Source organism: Pristimantibacillus sp. Z349TD_6 (assembly GCF_056173205.1).
This window is the reverse complement of the sequence record NZ_CM149662.1, coordinates 6620876-6637718: the sequence shown is the minus strand read 5'-3', so window position 1 is coordinate 6637718 and position 16843 is coordinate 6620876. Positions and strand designations below refer to the sequence as shown.

The window sequence follows — 16843 nt, the reverse complement described above, 5'->3', positions numbered from 1 at the left end:
ATTTTAACAGGTGGAAAGTTCAAAAGCGAGTCATTAACGTTATTTTATGATTATTTAGGTGTAGAAATGAGAGGATGGATGCTATAATTACTTTATCAAGAGGGAGCGGGTCGCGCTGCCCTCTTTATTGCAGTTTGCGCAAAATGATGGGAGATAGAGGTGATAAGTTGTTAAAGCTCACTAGATTTTTGAGGAAATATTGGCTTAGCGCTGTGCTTGCACCATTGTTTATGCTGCTAGAGGTGTTTATGGATTTGCTGCAGCCGCAATTCATGGCGAGCATTGTGAATGAGGGCATTATAGCGGGGGATCTCACAGCAATCGCGAGCACCGCGCCCAAAATGCTGATCGCCGCATTAATCGGACTAATAGCAGGTGTCGGTTGCACGGTGTTCTCGACGATAGCATCACAAAGCTTTGGGGCTGATCTCAGGCAGGAGCTGTTTCAAAAAATCCAGTCGCTGTCGATTCGATCGCTTGACCGTTTTGGTTCAGGCTCTATCGTGACGAGACTGACGGGTGATGTCACACAAATTCAGAGCTTAGTATTGCTGCTGCTCCGCGTATTTGCACGCAGTTCATTTATTATTATCGGCAGTCTGGTCATGGCTTTTGTAATAAGCCCGCGCCTTTCTATTATTTTGCTCGCAATGATACCCTTATTAGCTCTATTCCTCATCATTACAACTCGGATTACCGTTCCTTTGTTTTCAATGATGCAGCACCGGCTTGATCAAGTGAATACCGTGATGCAAGAGAATTTGTCTGGTATCCGCGTTGTGAAAGCATTTGTAAGGTCCGATTACGAGGAAGAACGTTTTAATGAAACGAACTCAAATTTACTGCATGCCAGTCTAAAAGCAGCTAAGATCGTTGCGCTTAATACGCCGCTTGTGTCGATCATTCTTAATTTTAGTATTGTAGCTGCATTATGGTATGGGGGAATGCTCACTGAGCACGGGGCGCTGTCGGTGGGCAGTCTCGCCGCCTTTTTAACTTATATTACACAGCTTCTCTTCTCTACTCTAGGACTTGGAAATCAATTGATTGCAATCTCTCGGGCGAAGGCTTCTGCTGACCGCATTAACGAGATATTGGAGGTACCGGCAGATAAATGGACAGCTGAACGAAAAGCTAACGAGCAGTCCAAGAAAATACAGGCTGGCAGAATTACGTTTGACCATGTGAGCTTCAGCTATGAAGGCTCGGAGAAAAACATACTTCACGACATAGATCTGGATATAGAGCCAGGCGAGACAATTGGGATCGTAGGAGTAAACGGCTCAGGAAAATCAACGCTGGTCAGCCTTATACCAAGGTTCTATGAAGCGACAGAGGGGATGATTCGCATTGATTCCCATCCGATTAACGAGATCGCTTCTGCAGAGCTGCATAGCCATATCGGTATGGTGCTTCAGCAGGCGCATCTATTCAGTGGAACCATTCGTGACAATATCAGCTATGGCAAACCGGATGCGAGTCAGGATGAAATAGAGGCAGCAGCCAAGGCTGCTGAGGCTCATGCCTTTATTATGAAGCTGGAGAATGGCTACGATACGCTGCTTGGCCAGCGCGGGGTCAATCTGTCCGGCGGCCAAAAGCAGCGGTTGTCCATAGCTCGGACGTTGCTGCTGAAACCTAAAATTGTCATCCTTGATGATTGTACAAGCGCGGTTGATCTGAGAACGGATTTACTCATACGCAAATCATTGCAAGAGATTATGAAGAGCAGCACTTGTCTTATCATTGGTCAGCGAATTGCATCCGTACAGCAGGCAAATCGGATTATTGTGCTTGAGGATGGAAGAATTACTGCAATTGGCACGCATCAGGAGCTTCTTGAACAAAGCAAGCTATACCAGAAAATGGCCTTTTCCCAGCAAGGAGCTTGATAGATGAATCATACGCTAACGACATTAAGAAGAATTGGAACTTATTTGCTTCATGGCCGCGCTAGATTGCTGGCGGTTATTGCACTAACGATAGTTGCCGCAGGGCTTACGCTCGCCGGTCCTTATTTTTTGGGCAAAGCTTTGGATGATTATATTGTAGCGAATCGATACGAGGGGCTGCTTTCTATTTGTTTGCTTATGCTTGGCATATACGCGGCTGGCAGCTTAGTCAGCTGGCTTCAAGCCATTTATTTAGCTGATGTATCGCAGCGGACCGTATGGAGTCTTCGCAAGGAATTATTTAATCATTTGCAAAAGCTGCCTATTCCGTTTTTTGCGAGTAAAAACCACGGTGAACTCATGAGTCGTACGACGAATGACATCGACAATGTTACGAATACGCTGAATCAAAGCTTAATTCAAATTATATCGAGCGTTATCATGCTCATAGGCTCGTTCGCGATGATGCTTTTCTTAAATGTGTGGCTAACGCTTGTAGCACTCATTGTTATTCCGGTCATTGTTATGGTAACGAAACGAATTGCTAAGGTAACACAGCGTCAGTTCAAAGGACAGCAGCAGGAGCTTGGCGGGCTTAACGGCTTTATCGAGGAGACGGTATCAGGGCAGAAGGTCGTAGCCCTGTTTCATCAAGAGGAGCGAATGGCGGAGCAGTTCAGCGCCGCTAATGCCAAGCTGAAGAAAGTCGGAACAAAAGCTCAAATTTATTCGGGTACGATGGGCCCGTTCATGAACATGTTTGGTCATATCAGCTATTTGATCATTGCAGGTGTCGGCGGCTGGCTGGCAATTCATGACCATGCAACAGTGGGCGTCATCATAAGCTTTCTCGGTTATTCAAAGCAATTCTCAGGCCCTTTGAATGAGGTTGCCAATCAATATAACATGATTCAGTCGGGGGTAGCAGGCGCGGAGCGGGTGTTTGAAATGATGGATATTCCATCAGAATATGAAGAACCCGAGGCCGTGAAAGAGATGGAATCAATTGGCGGCAAGGTAGAGTTTCGTGATGTGCGTTTTGAATATAACGACGGAACCGCAGCGCTTAATAACATCTCCTTTATTGCGAAGCCGGGAGAGACCGTTGCGCTAGTGGGTCCAACTGGAGCGGGCAAGACTACGATCATTAATCTGATTGGGCGATTCTATGAGATTAAGGACGGTCAAATACTGATTGATGACGAAGACATTTGCACGATAGACAAAAACAGCTTGCGCAAACAGCTTGGAATCGTGCTGCAGGATGCCCATTTGTTCTCGGGTACCATTCGTGAAAATATCCGCTATGGCAAGCTGGATGCTACCGATGAAGAGGTGGAGGAGGCGGCTGCCCAAGCGAATGCGAGTAGCTTCATCACGAAGCTTCCGCTAGGCTATGAGACCGAATTGACAGCGGAAGGCGGGAACATAAGCCACGGGCAGCGCCAGCTTATCACGATTGCTCGGGCCATTCTTGGAGATCCTGCGCTGCTTATACTCGATGAAGCAACGAGCAGTGTAGATACGCTGGCTGAGCTCCAAATTCAAGAAGCGATGAAGAAGCTGCTTAGCGGCAGAACGAGCTTCGTTATTGCGCACCGACTCAGTACCATACGAAATGCGGATACCATTTTATTTATTAAAGATGGTGAAATCGCGGAGCGCGGTACACATGATGAGTTGCTCGCCAAAAAAGGGTTGTATGATCAACTGCATGGCAGTCAATTTTTACAACAAGTATAGACGTACGGTCTCATAAAGGTCATATGAATGTGGTACAATGAGACGAGCGATACAATTAGGAGATGACAGACGATGACAGAACAACTGAACGAGCAAGAACTTTTGCAGTATATAGCAAACGAAACAAATGCGGATGAGAAGCTGATTAAGCTTGTATTAAAGCATGAGCAAGCGTTCATCGGCAGCGCGAAGGAAGATAAAAATGGCGAGGTAGATATTGACGGCGACGAGCTCGTAGATTATGTACTGAGCCGTCCTGATGTAAAGTCGAACGAGCTGGTTGTGGAATCGATCTTGGACGCAGAAATGGATTATTTGATGGACAAAGGCCTTGCAGGTTACGTAGACTAATCTGTGAGCACAAAAAGGTAAGTCTATGAAGGACTGCTTCTAAGCGCATGCTGGCTGAGGCAGTTCTTCTTGTGTTGGAAAGTTTATAATATTTTTGTAAACACTAGCTGAAAATAGATGTTTTGCACGGTTATTGCGACGGAATAAGGACAGGATAGTACAGCATATGTTCTAAACGAGGTACATGCGTTTTTGAAAAAAATGCTTTTTTATGCTAAAGTTATAGGATGAAATCGGGAAAACGGAGGATGGGCAGTTGGCAAAAACGCATAAGGGGTTATCTTCTTTAGAAATTTTTAAGCGGTTTATTTTTATCTCGATTGGTTCGATTTTAATGGGCGTCGCACTCGAATTGTTTCTTGTTCCGAATAATGTAATCGATGGTGGCATTGCCGGTATATCGATTATGTTGGCGCACCTCACATCGCTTCCACTCGGCGTGTTCTTGTTCGTAGTAAACGTACCGTTCCTAATTCTTGGATACAAACAAATTGGGAAAACGTTTGCGATCTCAACCCTTTATGGCATTATCGTCATGTCGATCACGACATCATTGCTCCATCACGTTGAAGCATTTACAGAAGAAAAGCTGCTTGCTGTTTTGTTCGGTGGTCTTATTCTCGGTGCAGGAGTTGGTCTTGCAATACGTTTTGGCGGCTCGCTGGATGGCGTAGAAATTGTATCGATCCTGATTTCGAAGAAAATGCGTATGCCAGTCGGACAAATTATCATGATATTTAACGTTATCATTTTTGTAATTGCGGGATTTGTGTTTGAATGGGATTCAGCCATGTACTCGATGTTTACATATTATATAGCGATTAAATTAATTGATATCGTTGTGGAAGGTCTCGATGAGTCGAAATCGGTAACGATTATTTCTTCTGAATATGATGAGGTATCGCAAGCGATTATTGACCGTTTAGGTCGTACAACGACATTGATCCAAGCGCGCGGCGGCTATTCGAAGGATGAAACGCAAATGATCTATTGCGTCGTATCCCGACTTGAGCTTGCGAAGCTCAAAGCTATCGTGCAATCCATCGATGAGAATGCCTTTATTGCTATCGAGCATGTATCCGACGTCATGGGCGGCGGATTCAGCAAAGGCAGCATCCACTAAGGCATAACAATAAAATCCGGCTGCGACGTCAGAAGACGCGCAGCCGGATTTTTTTTATATTATAAGCTTGTCGAAATAGATGGATCACTCACACTCCTAGCGAGACCCTTGTCTTTTACACATAGCAGAAACAAGAGCGCAATAACCATGCCTCCTGATGAGAAATAGAACAGCACGGAATATCCAAGCAGATCAATCAAGCCGCCCATGAGCGGCGGTGAAGCGATAGCAGCAAGTGAAGAGATTAAGTAATAGATGCCTGTCCGTGTACCGATGCTTTGCTCTTTGCCGAGTGAAACGATAAACGGATAGGAATTGATGTTGATCATCGCCCAGCAGATGCCTCCGACAATAAGCAAGGTACGAAGCGGGAGCAGCGCGTCCGCGAAGGAGATTGCTGCAAAAATAACGATGAGGCCAATAACTCCTAGCGTGATAATAAGCTTTTTGCCGAAGCGGTTGCCAAGCAGTCCGCTTGGAATGGCGGCAGCTACAAAAGCGAGTGAGAAGAAGGCAAGCGAAAATGATGATTGGCCTTCGGTCAGCTGTAAATGCTTTGTGCCGTACAGAGTAAAGAAGGCTTCAACCCCTTGATAGGAAAGAAACCAGAAGAAAATTGCGCCAAGCAAAAACATCGTAGGACGGTTCCATTGTTCTTTGAACGATATTTTTGTTTTCTCCTCAGCAGGCGAATAAGAGAGTGCATCACGTTTTTCTTTTATGTTATTCAAGAGAATGACTAAACAAATAAGCGTTAAAATGGATGCAACTAGAAAAGGGAGTGAGTGATGCTTCTCATATAGAAACGAGCCTCCTGCGAAAGCGATAATGGAGCCGATGCCGCCCATGAAGTTAATAATGCCGTTTGCTTTTGTACGCTTGCTGTCATGAGTGATGTCGGGCATAAGCGCGACGGTCGGGGAACGGTACAAACTCATCGACAGATTCATAAGCACCATAAACAATACGAGCGTGAGCAAGCTTGTGTGCCACGGGATGAGCGCACCGAACAAGGCTGCAAGCGGCATGCCGATGAGCAAATAGGGCATTCTTCTGCCAAGGCGTGTGTTTGTGCGATCACTGCGGCTTCCAATCCATGGCTGCAAAAAAAGAGCAAAGTAGTTATCGATCGTCATCATAAATCCAATCAGCGCCGTACTCGTCAAAAACTTATCGAGAAAAAAGGGGACGAATGCGTTGTAAAGCGCCCATGTAATGCTGATGCTAAAAAAACCGAACCCGAGCAGCCATGTTTTTTTCATACCGCTTATGCCCCTCTCCTTATCAGCACCTCAGCCAATCGATCAGGATAATCCGTAATGATGCCGTTTACACCTGCGTCTATGAGTCGCTCCATCTCTTCCGCATCATTAACCGTAAAGGGATGGTAGGCAATGCCATGCTCAGCGGCGGAAGCTGTCCATTCTGGCGTTACAGCGTATTTGAAAGGATGCAGTGCATCAGCCTGAAGCGTCGCCGCATATTCCCAAGGACGATAAAGCCCTTCCATATACAGAACACCAGTACGAATTTCAGGCGCCAGCTGCTTGCAGAGAAAGAGCGAATAATGATTGAAGCTGGATAGGATGATGCGATCAGCCATTTCGTAGGCTCGAACCATGTCAATTACCTTTTGCTCCAAACCTGGATACTGGATGATACCGTTTTTAAGTTCGATATTTAAAATGATATCCGTATGACGGAGGAGCTCAAGAAGCTGCTCTAAAAGTGGAACTCGTTCGGCTTGGAAGGCGGGGGCAAACCAGCTGCCAGCATCGAGTGACGTAAGCTCCTCGTATGTTGTATCCTTCACAAGCTTGTTCAAGCCGGTTGTCCGCATTAGTGATTCATCATGAATGATAACGATTTGGTCGTCCTTTGTTAGTTGAACATCAATTTCGATGCCAGTAGCACCTAGCTCAATGGCTTTCTTGAATGCAGCGAGCGTGTTTTCGGGACAATAGCCGCTTGCTCCGCGATGGGCGAAATTAATAATAGTTTTAATAACGATTCATCCTTTCTGCACAATAGAGTCTATTACTAACTATATAGAAGTAATATTATGGCTGTGTCAAACACGAAAAAAAAGCGGGCTTCGGAATGATTTCAATAAGAGTTAAGCGAAGCGGTAATAAAGGAGGAGGTAGGTAGCCAGCACGAAAACAAAATTAAGCGGTACAAACACCATTTGCGTGAAGGTCGTGCGATATACTGAGAGCGGTTTCTTATAGATGCAAGCGCCTTCGATAATAAACAAAAGAAGTACGATGTGTATCATAAAATGACCGATCAGCTCTTTCATGCCAAATAGCATCGTTGCGGAGATGAAAATGAAGGTTAGCGCCACAGACAACATTCGGTTTAAAATACCGATTACGAGTAAATAACCGACCACAAATTCAATAAAACCAGCCATGACGATAAAGAGTGAGGTATCAAAACCAAACGTGGGTACGTGATGTTTCATAATAATGTCCTCTGCCATTGTCGGGTAAATCCATTTCTCTACGGCGACCCAGCAAAGCGATAAGCCTGTTCCCAAATAGAGAAGGGGGAATCCCCATTCGGATTGTTTGGTCCGCTCGAGCAGCAATGCGCCGATAATGGCCAAATAAAAACCATAATCAAGCATATGAAATATTCCTGCTTCAATGCCTGTTTCAATGAACAGAACGAGCAGCACAAGCGCACCAATTTTTGTTGCATAATGCCGCGGAATAAGCAGTAATATGATTGCAGCCCACATGAGGATCGTTTGCCAGCCGTCTGTAAGCTTAAATTCCAGTGCGAAGCGTGTTCCGGAAGCTGCTTGCATGAGAAGAGCAGCAGCTGTGCCGTACTTTAGGATAGGTAAGGAATATCGCCGGAGCTTAACGAGCTGACGGTCCACTTTTGTAGACAAATTGGAGCTCGAAAACTCAGGAAGGAATTTGGTTAGCACGGCGAGCAGAGCGGTGATGATCATTGCCAGCTTCATGAAAAAAGGAGAAAGAATGGCGGCAAGCGGTTGTTTCTCCGCGATGATGTCTGTAAACCATTTGACATGTGCATAATAATCCATTAACTGATATTCCTCCGATTCGATATGGTTTAGGATGAACACGAGGATGATCGTAGCATAATAGAGAAAAGAATAAAAGTGTCATATAAGGGATAAATTTACATTATTGAAAAGAGTATTTACATACCCCTAAGGGGTATGATATGATGAATTTATTAAGTAATACCCCATGGAGGTATGCGAAATGGACAATGAAGTAATAATCGATGGGAGTCATGAGCATTCCCATCCGCCAGATGACTGCTGCGACCCAAATGGTCCGCGGAAGAGTCATCACTCCTCACAAATGAAGGACAATTTAACAAAGCGCTTGAACCGTATTGAAGGACAAATTAGAGGCATTAAGGCGATGATAGAGAAGGATACGTATTGCGATGACGTGCTTAATCAGATTGCGGCAGCACAATCCGCTCTGAACAGTGTCGGCAAGCTGCTGCTTGAAGGACATATGCGAAGCTGCGTAATTGAACGTATTCAAGCTGGCGAGAGTGAAGTTATCGATGAATTGCTAATAACCGTTAACAAACTAATGAAATAATAGACGGAGAGGGGATTTTAAGGATGGCAAACGCAGTATTGAAGGTAGAGGGTATGACATGCGGTCACTGTGTCAGTTCGGTTGAGAAGGCCGTTGCAAATGCAGGAGCGGTAGGCAAGGTGGATTTGGCAAACAAGAAAGTAACAGTCGATTTCGACGAATCGAAGGTTACGATAGAGGCGGTAAAAGCTGCGATCGAGGATCAAGGCTACGACATCGTATAAAATAAAGCAGGTAGGGGCTGAATACAGCCCCTCTTTTTTTGGTTCTGATTTCGTTTACTATGCAAGCAATAAATATAACGTTTATATTAACGAAGTGCTTTTAAATCTTTAATTTGCTCGGTGTGCCGCTGCTCATGCAAATATAGCAGTTCGATCCATTGATCTAATGGCAAGCTGCCAAACCTCGGGTGATTCACTGCTATTTCCTCCACAATAGATTTATCCTCAATCTTAACAAGAACATCCATTAATTTAATTCTTGATTCGCTTAATAATTGAATGATCTGTGATACTTGGAATGGTCCTGAATCAGGTTCTGAAATTTGGGGAGCTTGATACTTCACCGACTTATCCAACACAATCTCAATAGGCTGTCGTTCGGTTTTGGATAAAATCTTTTGCTTAAGCCCGAATAAAATGGCCTTTCTAAACAAATTTTCCGTTTTCAATAAATGATGGCAAACCTGAGCTATACTCCACATTGAAGTTTCAAATGTACGATTGAATTCATCGTCATCTAGGAATGATATTTCATTTAAAAATTTCTCTCTAGTTGTAGATAAATACTCATTAAAATCATCCATCTGATCCTCTCCTTAAGCGGATGGTAATATCTACTATAATCATATAACAAGGTACTATGACTTGGTACTATTTATTACATTATTCTAAGCACTGGGATAACGCTTACTATCGTCCGTTAGCAGGATTGAGGCTGAGGACGATGGGCAATAATGGATGAGATTAGATTTTAAAGCATGAGGTGAATGGTTATGAATAAATCGGCTTTGCATACAAAAAAGTATCGGAAGCGGACAGTAGCTGCGGGATTCATAATTCTTGGCTTGCTTGCGGCGGGCTGCGGAAGCCCGGCAGGGAATGAGCATTCCCAGCATGCTGTGAGCAATGCTGCTGTCGCAGATGAACATCGTGGTCACACTGCTAAAACAGAGGGTGATGAGATAGAACATGAGACTTCGGAAAATCATAGCGGCCACAACGACTTAAAACAAATGTCAGCAGCCGATATTAAGCTGGAATGGCGTTATTATCCAGTGCGCCCTGGTCCTGGGAAAGAAACAAATATCGAGCTGTTTCTTTATGATCAAGCGGGAAAGGCGATTGAAAAATATGATGTCAATCATGAGAAGCTCATGCATCTCATTCTCGTAAGCGAGGATTTGAAGGAGTTCATGCATATTCATCCGGAGTATAAAGGAAAAGGTAAGTTCGAGGTAGCTGCATCCTTCAACAAGAGTGGAAACTATAAGCTGTACGCAGATTTTATTCCAACAGGTTCTCCGCAGATGACGGTTACGTCCCATCTACAGGTGTCAGGAGAAAAGCAAGCTCAGGAGCCGCTGAAGAAGGATAAAAACTTAACAAAAATCGTTGATGGTATTGCTGTCTCCTTGAAGGCTTCCTCATTCAAAGCCGATCAAGAGACAGATTTGATATTCACGTTAAGCGATGAAAAAACGAAAGAACCGATTACTGATTTACAGCCTTATTTAGGGGCTATCGGACATGTTGTTATTTTGAGCGAAGACATGAGCCGTTACCTGCATGTCCATCCGAAGAATGACAACCGAAGTGGACCGACCGCTGAATTCTCCACTCGTTTCCCTGAACCGGGGTTATATAAAATTTGGGGACAATTTCAGCGTGGAGGAAAAACATTTATTGTTCCGTTTACGATTGAGGCAGAGTAAAGAAATGATCAACATTAAATATTTATATAAATGCTAATCACTCAGAAATGGGTGATTTTTTTGTGCTTAAACATGAAAAACGAGGCAGTCCAGCGGGTAATAAGCAGATTGTTAATAAAAATGTGATTCTGCATTGAAAAAAGTTGAACGAAAATTTTGCTTCAATCGAATTTTAGTACTTGAAAACGTAAAAATACGTGTTAAACTAAATCATGTAACATAATTATTAATCGATTAACATAATAGTTATTTCTCATGGAGGTGAAGCTTGAGCTAAATAAGTTTACGTATGTTTTAATGCAATAATATAGGTTCGCGCTATACGGTTAATAAATTAACTAGAATATAAGCAAACTGGGCTGTTAAGTCAAGAGCTGCTTATGTTTGATTCAAAACAGAAGCTGAGCAGTGAAAGTAAGCTGGAGTCATTTAAGCTTCACAATGCTGATAACTAGAGGGAGTCATAGCAGCAAGAGAAACAAAAAATAGAAATTGTTTTTGATGCCTGCAAAAAATGCTTCTGATTAACAAATGTGTTAAACACTGTTTGCTCATCTATGAACGATAATCAAACAAGGCATTAATGACTATATCGTTTAAGGGATAAAATGTAAACGCTTTATTCAAAATTACGGAGGAGGCTTTTTTAAATGAAAAAGTTAACAAGCACTTTCATTTTTATGTTGGCTCTTATTATGCTCGTAACGGCATGCTCCAGCGGTGCAGGTAAAAACTCGGTTAATAATGGTAAAGAGAATACGCCTGCGAATACGGAAGGCAATAAGGAAGCGTCTACAAATGAGCCGGCCGCTAATAATTCTGAGCCTGATGGCGGGGCTGCCAAGTCCTCCATTGATTCGTCGATTGCAGGTGAAGTAACGTTCTGGACGTTCCTTGACAACAAAGAGAAGGATGCTGCGCTTCAAAAGGCGTTTAATGAAGTTTATCCGAATATTAAGCTGAAAACGATTTTTGTACCGTTCGGAGATTTGCACGATAAGCTGCAAACGACTTTGGCAGCTGGCAAAGGAGCACCGGATGTTGCACTTGTTGAGCAAGGCCAGTTTACACGCTATAGCACAGGAAATGTGCTGGAGGATTTGCTTCAACCGCAATATGATGCGGGCAAATATCAAAGCCTTGTATCGGAGTATAACTGGAACCGCTGGTCGTCTATTGACGGCAGCAAATTGTTAGGTATGCCGTGGGATGTTACACCTGCTGTAACTTACTATCGTGCAGACATCTTTGAAGAGCTGGGCTTGCCATCTGATCCAGCCGAGCTTGGCGAATACATTCAAGATCCAGATAACTTCTTCACACTAGCTCAAACGTTGAAAGCAAACGGAAAGTATTCCATGGAATGGCGTGATTCACCCGTTCACTGGTTAGGCGATTCACTTGGATACTACGACAGCGAAATGAACTGGGTTCGCAACACGGATGAGTTCGTAAAATTCCTCGATATTTCAAAACAAGTTAACCAATTGAAAATTGCTCCGCATGACGGCATCTACAGTGACAAAGGCAAGCAGCGCGTGAAAAAAGGCGAGTCCCCAATGTACGTAGCGGGAACTTACGGCGCACGTGATCTAGAAATCAACTTCCCGGATCAAAAAGGCAAATGGAAAGCTACAACAATGCCTTTTGGGCTTAACGTAGGTATGGGCGGATCGACATTCGTCATTCCTTCACAAAGCAGCAATAAAGATGCAGCATGGGCATTCGTAGAATTTATTACAACGTCCGAAGCAGCGTGGAAACTATGGATTGAACAATCGGTTCAACCGGATTACAAGCATATTACAAGCCAAGAATGGTACCTGTCACATACAAATCCTTACCTCGGCGACCAAGAGGATTACAAGTTCTACAATGAGCTTGCAAGCCTCATTCCTATTAGACGTTTTACTCGTCTTGACGGTTTAGCATGGCCTTTATGGGTTGAAGGTGTATTAGCCGCACTTGATAAAAACGTTGATTCAAAAACAGCCATTCAGCAAACGCAAGAAAACATTGAGAACAAGCTGAAGGCTGAAAAGGAAAAACTGATTAAAGAGCTCGCCCAATAATTTTGTTTCCTTTATCAGAAAACCGAATCATCCTTCATTGAAGGATGATTCGGCATGATAACACAACGATACGTTTTAACATTTATCGCGAAACGATAGCTGCGCCTGCTTTAAATGGCGCAAGCCGTTTACGCTAGTATGGCAAGGGGGTGCTCCTTGGTGATCCGCTCACTAAGCAAGTATAAGGTAACATTGATTGTCATTGCCGCATTAGTCTGCTTCTTTTTATGGTGGAATAATTCAAGGGGCTACAACGATGATGCGATGGCTGGAATTGCGCTGGATGCTGGAATCGATCAATCGTCAATTTTGGAAGGTGAAGACGCCAGCAGCAAGCTGGAGCCGTCTTTTAATAAATATGCAGACAGCTGGAGTGAACAAGGAGCGTCGGATACGACGGATTTCAGCATCACGCTGTCTTCTACAGATTATGAGGGAATCAGCGAGTCAGGAACACAAATCGTTTCGGGCTTAGGTGATCAGTCAGGTCAAGCCTTAGCCCTTATGGATGAGGACAGCTGGGCGGATTATTCCTTTGAAGTGCCGCAGGATGGCTATTATCAAATGGGAATGAGCTATTACGCGATGGAGGGCAAGCGCTCATCCATCGTTCGCAGCTTGCAAATTGACGGAAAATATCCGTTTTTCCAAGCGAAGAAGCTGGAATTCCAAAGGATGTGGAAGGAAGCCGGAAAAACATGGTTTGACAATCAGAATAATGAATTCAATCCGCGCAGGGAAGAGACATTCGGTTGGCAATACCGGGAATTCCGTGATGCAGAAGGCAAAACGTACGAGCCGTTTCGTTTCTATCTGACTAAGGGCAAGCATACGCTGCGCCTTCAAGCGGTTAGGGAGCCTGCGGCAATTGGGAAAATTGACATTTACTCGCCGGTCAAGGTACCGACTTACGCCGAGGTTGCCAGCACATATGAACAGAAGGGCTACAAGAAAACGGCAGGGCAGCTCATTAAGGCACAGGCCGAGCTGTCGACCTTAAAATCCGATCCGACGCTGAAGCGTATCGAGGATCGCGAGCCGTTAACAGAGCCATTCAAAAAAGATTCTATTGTACTTAACACGTTCGGCGGCGCTAGCTGGCGAACGGGCGGACAGTGGGCGGAATGGGAAATTGAGGTGCCTGAAAGTGGTCTGTATGAAATCGGAGCACGTTATGGGCAGTGGTTTCTTAACGGAATGCCAACACAGCGGACAGTAACGATTGATGGCAAGCTGCCATTTAAAGAAATGAATGAAATTTCTTTTCCTTATAAGGCGGAGTTCCAAGTTGCTAAGTTCGGCGGCGACAGCGAGAGCAATGAGCCCTATCTCTATTATCTAGAAAAGGGCAAGCATACGATTCGAATGGAAGTTCAGGTTGGTGCGCTTGGGCGTATGCTCGAGACGGTTACAGATACGACACGCAAAATGTCTCTGCTCGGCCGTGAGGTTATTCAAGTTACGGGTACGAACCCCGATCCGAATGGCGACTGGCGCTTGGAGCAAAATATCGCGAACCTCGTACAACGCCTGCAGCTTATGGCCAAGAGCTTCGACGATACGATCAAAGGTCTTTATGAGCTGGGCGTTGACAAGGGCAGCTCTGAAGTAAGTCCGCTTTACGAAGCGCGCGACGTGCTACTCAGCATGTCTAACGATACAACCTCCATTCCAGGGCGTATGCTGCAATTCAATGATTTGCAGGCATCGCTTGGGACATGGGTGAATGGTCTGAGCAAGCAGAGCTTGCTGCTTGATTATCTCATCATTAAATCGCCAGATACGGCATGGCCGAAGCCTGATGCAGGCTGGTTGGCTAGAACGGGTACGATGATTTACGACTTTACGAGCTCGTTCACGAAAAACTACGGAGGTATCGGCAACGTGTATGAAGACGAGAAGGTGCTGGACGTTTGGGTAGCGAGAGGGCGCGACTGGGTCGACATTATTAAGCAAATGATTGATGAGGATTTCACCACAGAAACAGGCATCAAAGTAAATGTCAACGTGATTCCGGCTCAGCAGATGCAAGTGCTCTTGCTAGCGAGTACGGCGGGTCTAGCGCCAGATGTTGCGCTTGGTGTAGAGGGTGAGATTCCAATTGATTATGCTGTGCGCAATGGTTTGGTCAACTTGGAGGAATACGACGATTACGATGAAGTAGCCGCTCGCTTCAGACCAGGTGCACTTATTCCTTATAAATATAATAACGGCAGCTACGCTTTGCCAGAAAATCAAAATTTCAACATGCTGTTCTATCGCAAAGATATTTTGCAGCAGCTGGGCATTTCCGAGTCTGAAATTCCAGACACTTGGCAGGAGGTTATGGATCTTATTCCGATCTTGCAGCAAAACGGAATGGACTTTTTCTACCCGCATGCTCCGAATAATCCGGCGCTTGCAATTAATGAATTTGCGCCGTTCCTGTTCCAGCAAAACAGCGAGTTTTACCGTGAAGACGGTAAATATTCGAACCTTGATTCGCCAGAGGCGATGAAGGCATTTAAGCTTTGGACTGGATTGTTCACGAACTTTAAAATTTCGAAGCAAGCCGATTTCTATAACCGTTTCCGTTCCGGCGAAATGCCAATCGGGGTAGCGGACTATTCCACTTATGTGCTGCTATCCACTGCAGCGCCGGAGCTTACAGGCTGGTGGGGTATGAAGCCGATGCCGGGCACTCCGCAAGAGGATGGACAAATAAACCGTTCAACCGGCGGCCTCGCGCAAACGGGCATGATTTTCAAAGATACCGACATGAAAGAACAATCATGGGAATTTCTGAAATGGTGGACGAGTGCAGATACGCAGGAAAGATTCGGATCCGAGCTTGAAGCGCTGCTTGGCGTAGAAGCAAGATGGAACACCGCTAATATCGAGGCGCTGAAGCGGATGCCGTGGCAATCCTCTGATATTAACGCGATTCTCGAGCAGTGGGAATGGTTCAAGGAGCGCGAGGTTGTCATTGGCGGTTACTACACGACCAGACATATCGCGAATATTTGGAACCAAATCGTATTGAATGGCAAAATACCGCGTGAAGCGGTGGAGGAAGGCGTTAAGGAAATCGATAAGGAATTGCGCAAGAAGCGCGAGGAATTTGGTTTAAATGATGCGCCTGCATCTTCCAGCCAAGCAACTTCCAAAGGAGGCGACAGCCCGTGAAAATGAACCCAGATTCAGCGGCAACCGTGGTCACTCCGGCAGCGGAGCGCCTCCGCAAACCGAGCAAATTGTCTTTGCTGTGGCATGAAATGAAGAGAAACAGGGTTTCCTACCTGTTTCTCGCTCCATTTCTTATCCTGTTCACCTTGTTTACGATCGTACCGGTCGTCACTTCGGTTGTACTCAGCTTTACCTATTACAACATTCTGGAGGCGCCAAAGTTTATTGGTCTCTCCAATTACAAGCTGTTGTTTGTCGACGATGATATTTTCCTTAAGGCGATTGGCATTACGTTGAAATTCGCGTTCATTACAGGGCCGGTCGGCTATGTGATGGCGTTCTTGCTGGCTTGGCTCATCAGCCAAATTCCGCAAAAATACCGCTTCTTCTATACGCTTTGTTATTACACGCCGTCCATTACGAGCGCTACGGCGATGTCGGTCGTATGGCTCTACCTGTTTGCGGGCGACCGCAAAGGCTTGCTTAACTATTTTGCATCGAAGCTGGGCATTATCGACGAGCCTTATTTATTTTTGCAAAATATTAATTCGATTGTACCTGTTATCATCATTGTCTCGCTATGGATGTCGATGGGGGTAGGGTTCTTGGCTTTCCTAGCCGGACTTCAGAACGTACCGAAGGATCTTTACGAGGCCGGGGAAATCGACGGAATTAAGTATAGATGGCAGCAGCTCATTTATATTACGGTTCCATCCGTAAAGCCGCAATTGCTGTTCGGCGCAGTGCTTCAGGTTGTTAGCTCGTTGACCGTGTTTGATGTGAGCGTGCAGCTCGTTGGATTGCCGAGTCCGCTTTATGCAGGCCATACGATTTTGACACATTTATTCGATTATGCCTTTATCAAGTTTGAGATGGGTTACGCTGCGGCGATCGCGGTTGTGCTGTTCGTCATGATGATCGGACTAAACCGTCTCATATTCAAATGGCTAGGAAAGGACTGA

Annotated in this window: 14 protein-coding genes; 10 read left to right on the top strand and 4 right to left on the bottom strand. The window is 44.9% G+C overall.

Annotated elements, in window-relative coordinates; all coding sequences use genetic code 11:
* Nucleotides 1–167: 167 nt before the first annotated feature.
* From AC0VYE_RS28770 to AC0VYE_RS28755, 4 genes are all read left to right on the top strand, one after another.
* Nucleotides 168–1892 (top strand): ABC transporter ATP-binding protein, encoded by a 1725-nt coding sequence (locus tag AC0VYE_RS28770; protein WP_475444072.1) that lies wholly within the window; start codon nt 168–170, stop codon nt 1890–1892.
* 3 nt (nt 1893–1895) lie between these two features.
* Nucleotides 1896–3635: an ABC transporter ATP-binding protein gene (locus AC0VYE_RS28765; RefSeq protein WP_475444070.1), complete on the top strand. Its 1740-nt coding sequence runs from the start codon at nt 1896–1898 to the stop codon at nt 3633–3635.
* A 72-nt stretch (nt 3636–3707) separates the two neighbouring features.
* The gene (locus AC0VYE_RS28760) at nt 3708–3986 is read left to right on the top strand and encodes a hypothetical protein (RefSeq protein ID WP_076267180.1); all 279 of its coding nucleotides are present in this window, start codon (nt 3708–3710) and stop codon (nt 3984–3986) included.
* Nucleotides 3987–4242: 256 nt separating this feature from the next.
* Nucleotides 4243–5109, top strand: a complete 867-nt coding sequence (locus tag AC0VYE_RS28755; protein ID WP_076267179.1) for a YitT family protein — start codon at nt 4243–4245, stop codon at nt 5107–5109.
* A gap of 59 nt (nt 5110–5168) precedes the next feature.
* Here the strand turns inward: AC0VYE_RS28755 and AC0VYE_RS28750 are convergent, their stop codons facing one another.
* From AC0VYE_RS28750 to AC0VYE_RS28740, 3 genes are all read right to left on the bottom strand, one after another.
* A complete protein-coding gene (locus AC0VYE_RS28750) occupies nt 5169–6371 on the bottom strand; it encodes an SLC45 family MFS transporter (protein WP_475444067.1) in 1203 nt (400 codons plus the stop codon).
* Between the two features lie 5 nt (nt 6372–6376).
* Nucleotides 6377–7114, bottom strand: a complete 738-nt coding sequence (locus tag AC0VYE_RS28745; RefSeq protein WP_475449758.1) for a glycerophosphodiester phosphodiesterase — start codon at nt 7112–7114, stop codon at nt 6377–6379.
* 111 nt (nt 7115–7225) lie between these two features.
* Complete coding sequence (locus tag AC0VYE_RS28740) at nt 7226–8170, bottom strand: hypothetical protein (protein WP_475444065.1); 945 nt, start codon at nt 8168–8170, stop codon at nt 7226–7228.
* 184 nt (nt 8171–8354) lie between these two features.
* On the opposite strand from AC0VYE_RS28740, the gene AC0VYE_RS28735 reads away from it, so the two are divergent.
* Nucleotides 8355–8708, top strand: coding sequence for a metal-sensitive transcriptional regulator (locus AC0VYE_RS28735; RefSeq protein WP_475444063.1), 354 nt, complete (start codon nt 8355–8357; stop codon nt 8706–8708).
* A gap of 23 nt (nt 8709–8731) precedes the next feature.
* Complete coding sequence (locus tag AC0VYE_RS28730) at nt 8732–8932, top strand: copper ion binding protein (RefSeq protein ID WP_475444061.1); 201 nt, start codon at nt 8732–8734, stop codon at nt 8930–8932.
* Nucleotides 8933–9018: 86 nt separating this feature from the next.
* On the opposite strand, the gene AC0VYE_RS28725 is transcribed toward AC0VYE_RS28730, so the two are convergent.
* Nucleotides 9019–9516 (bottom strand): DinB family protein, encoded by a 498-nt coding sequence (locus tag AC0VYE_RS28725; protein ID WP_475444059.1) that lies wholly within the window; start codon nt 9514–9516, stop codon nt 9019–9021.
* Nucleotides 9517–9705: 189 nt separating this feature from the next.
* On the opposite strand from AC0VYE_RS28725, the gene AC0VYE_RS28720 reads away from it, so the two are divergent.
* From AC0VYE_RS28720 to AC0VYE_RS28705, 4 genes are all read left to right on the top strand, one after another.
* Nucleotides 9706–10644, top strand: coding sequence for a hypothetical protein (locus AC0VYE_RS28720; RefSeq protein WP_475444057.1), 939 nt, complete (start codon nt 9706–9708; stop codon nt 10642–10644).
* A 650-nt stretch (nt 10645–11294) separates the two neighbouring features.
* Entirely contained in the window at nt 11295–12716 is a 1422-nt protein-coding gene (locus AC0VYE_RS28715; RefSeq protein WP_076267172.1) for an ABC transporter substrate-binding protein, read from the top strand.
* Between the two features lie 159 nt (nt 12717–12875).
* Nucleotides 12876–15881, top strand: coding sequence for an extracellular solute-binding protein (locus AC0VYE_RS28710; protein WP_475444055.1), 3006 nt, complete (start codon nt 12876–12878; stop codon nt 15879–15881).
* A gap of 2 nt (nt 15882–15883) precedes the next feature.
* Nucleotides 15884–16843: a carbohydrate ABC transporter permease gene (locus AC0VYE_RS28705; RefSeq protein ID WP_475449756.1), complete on the top strand. Its 960-nt coding sequence runs from the start codon at nt 15884–15886 to the stop codon at nt 16841–16843.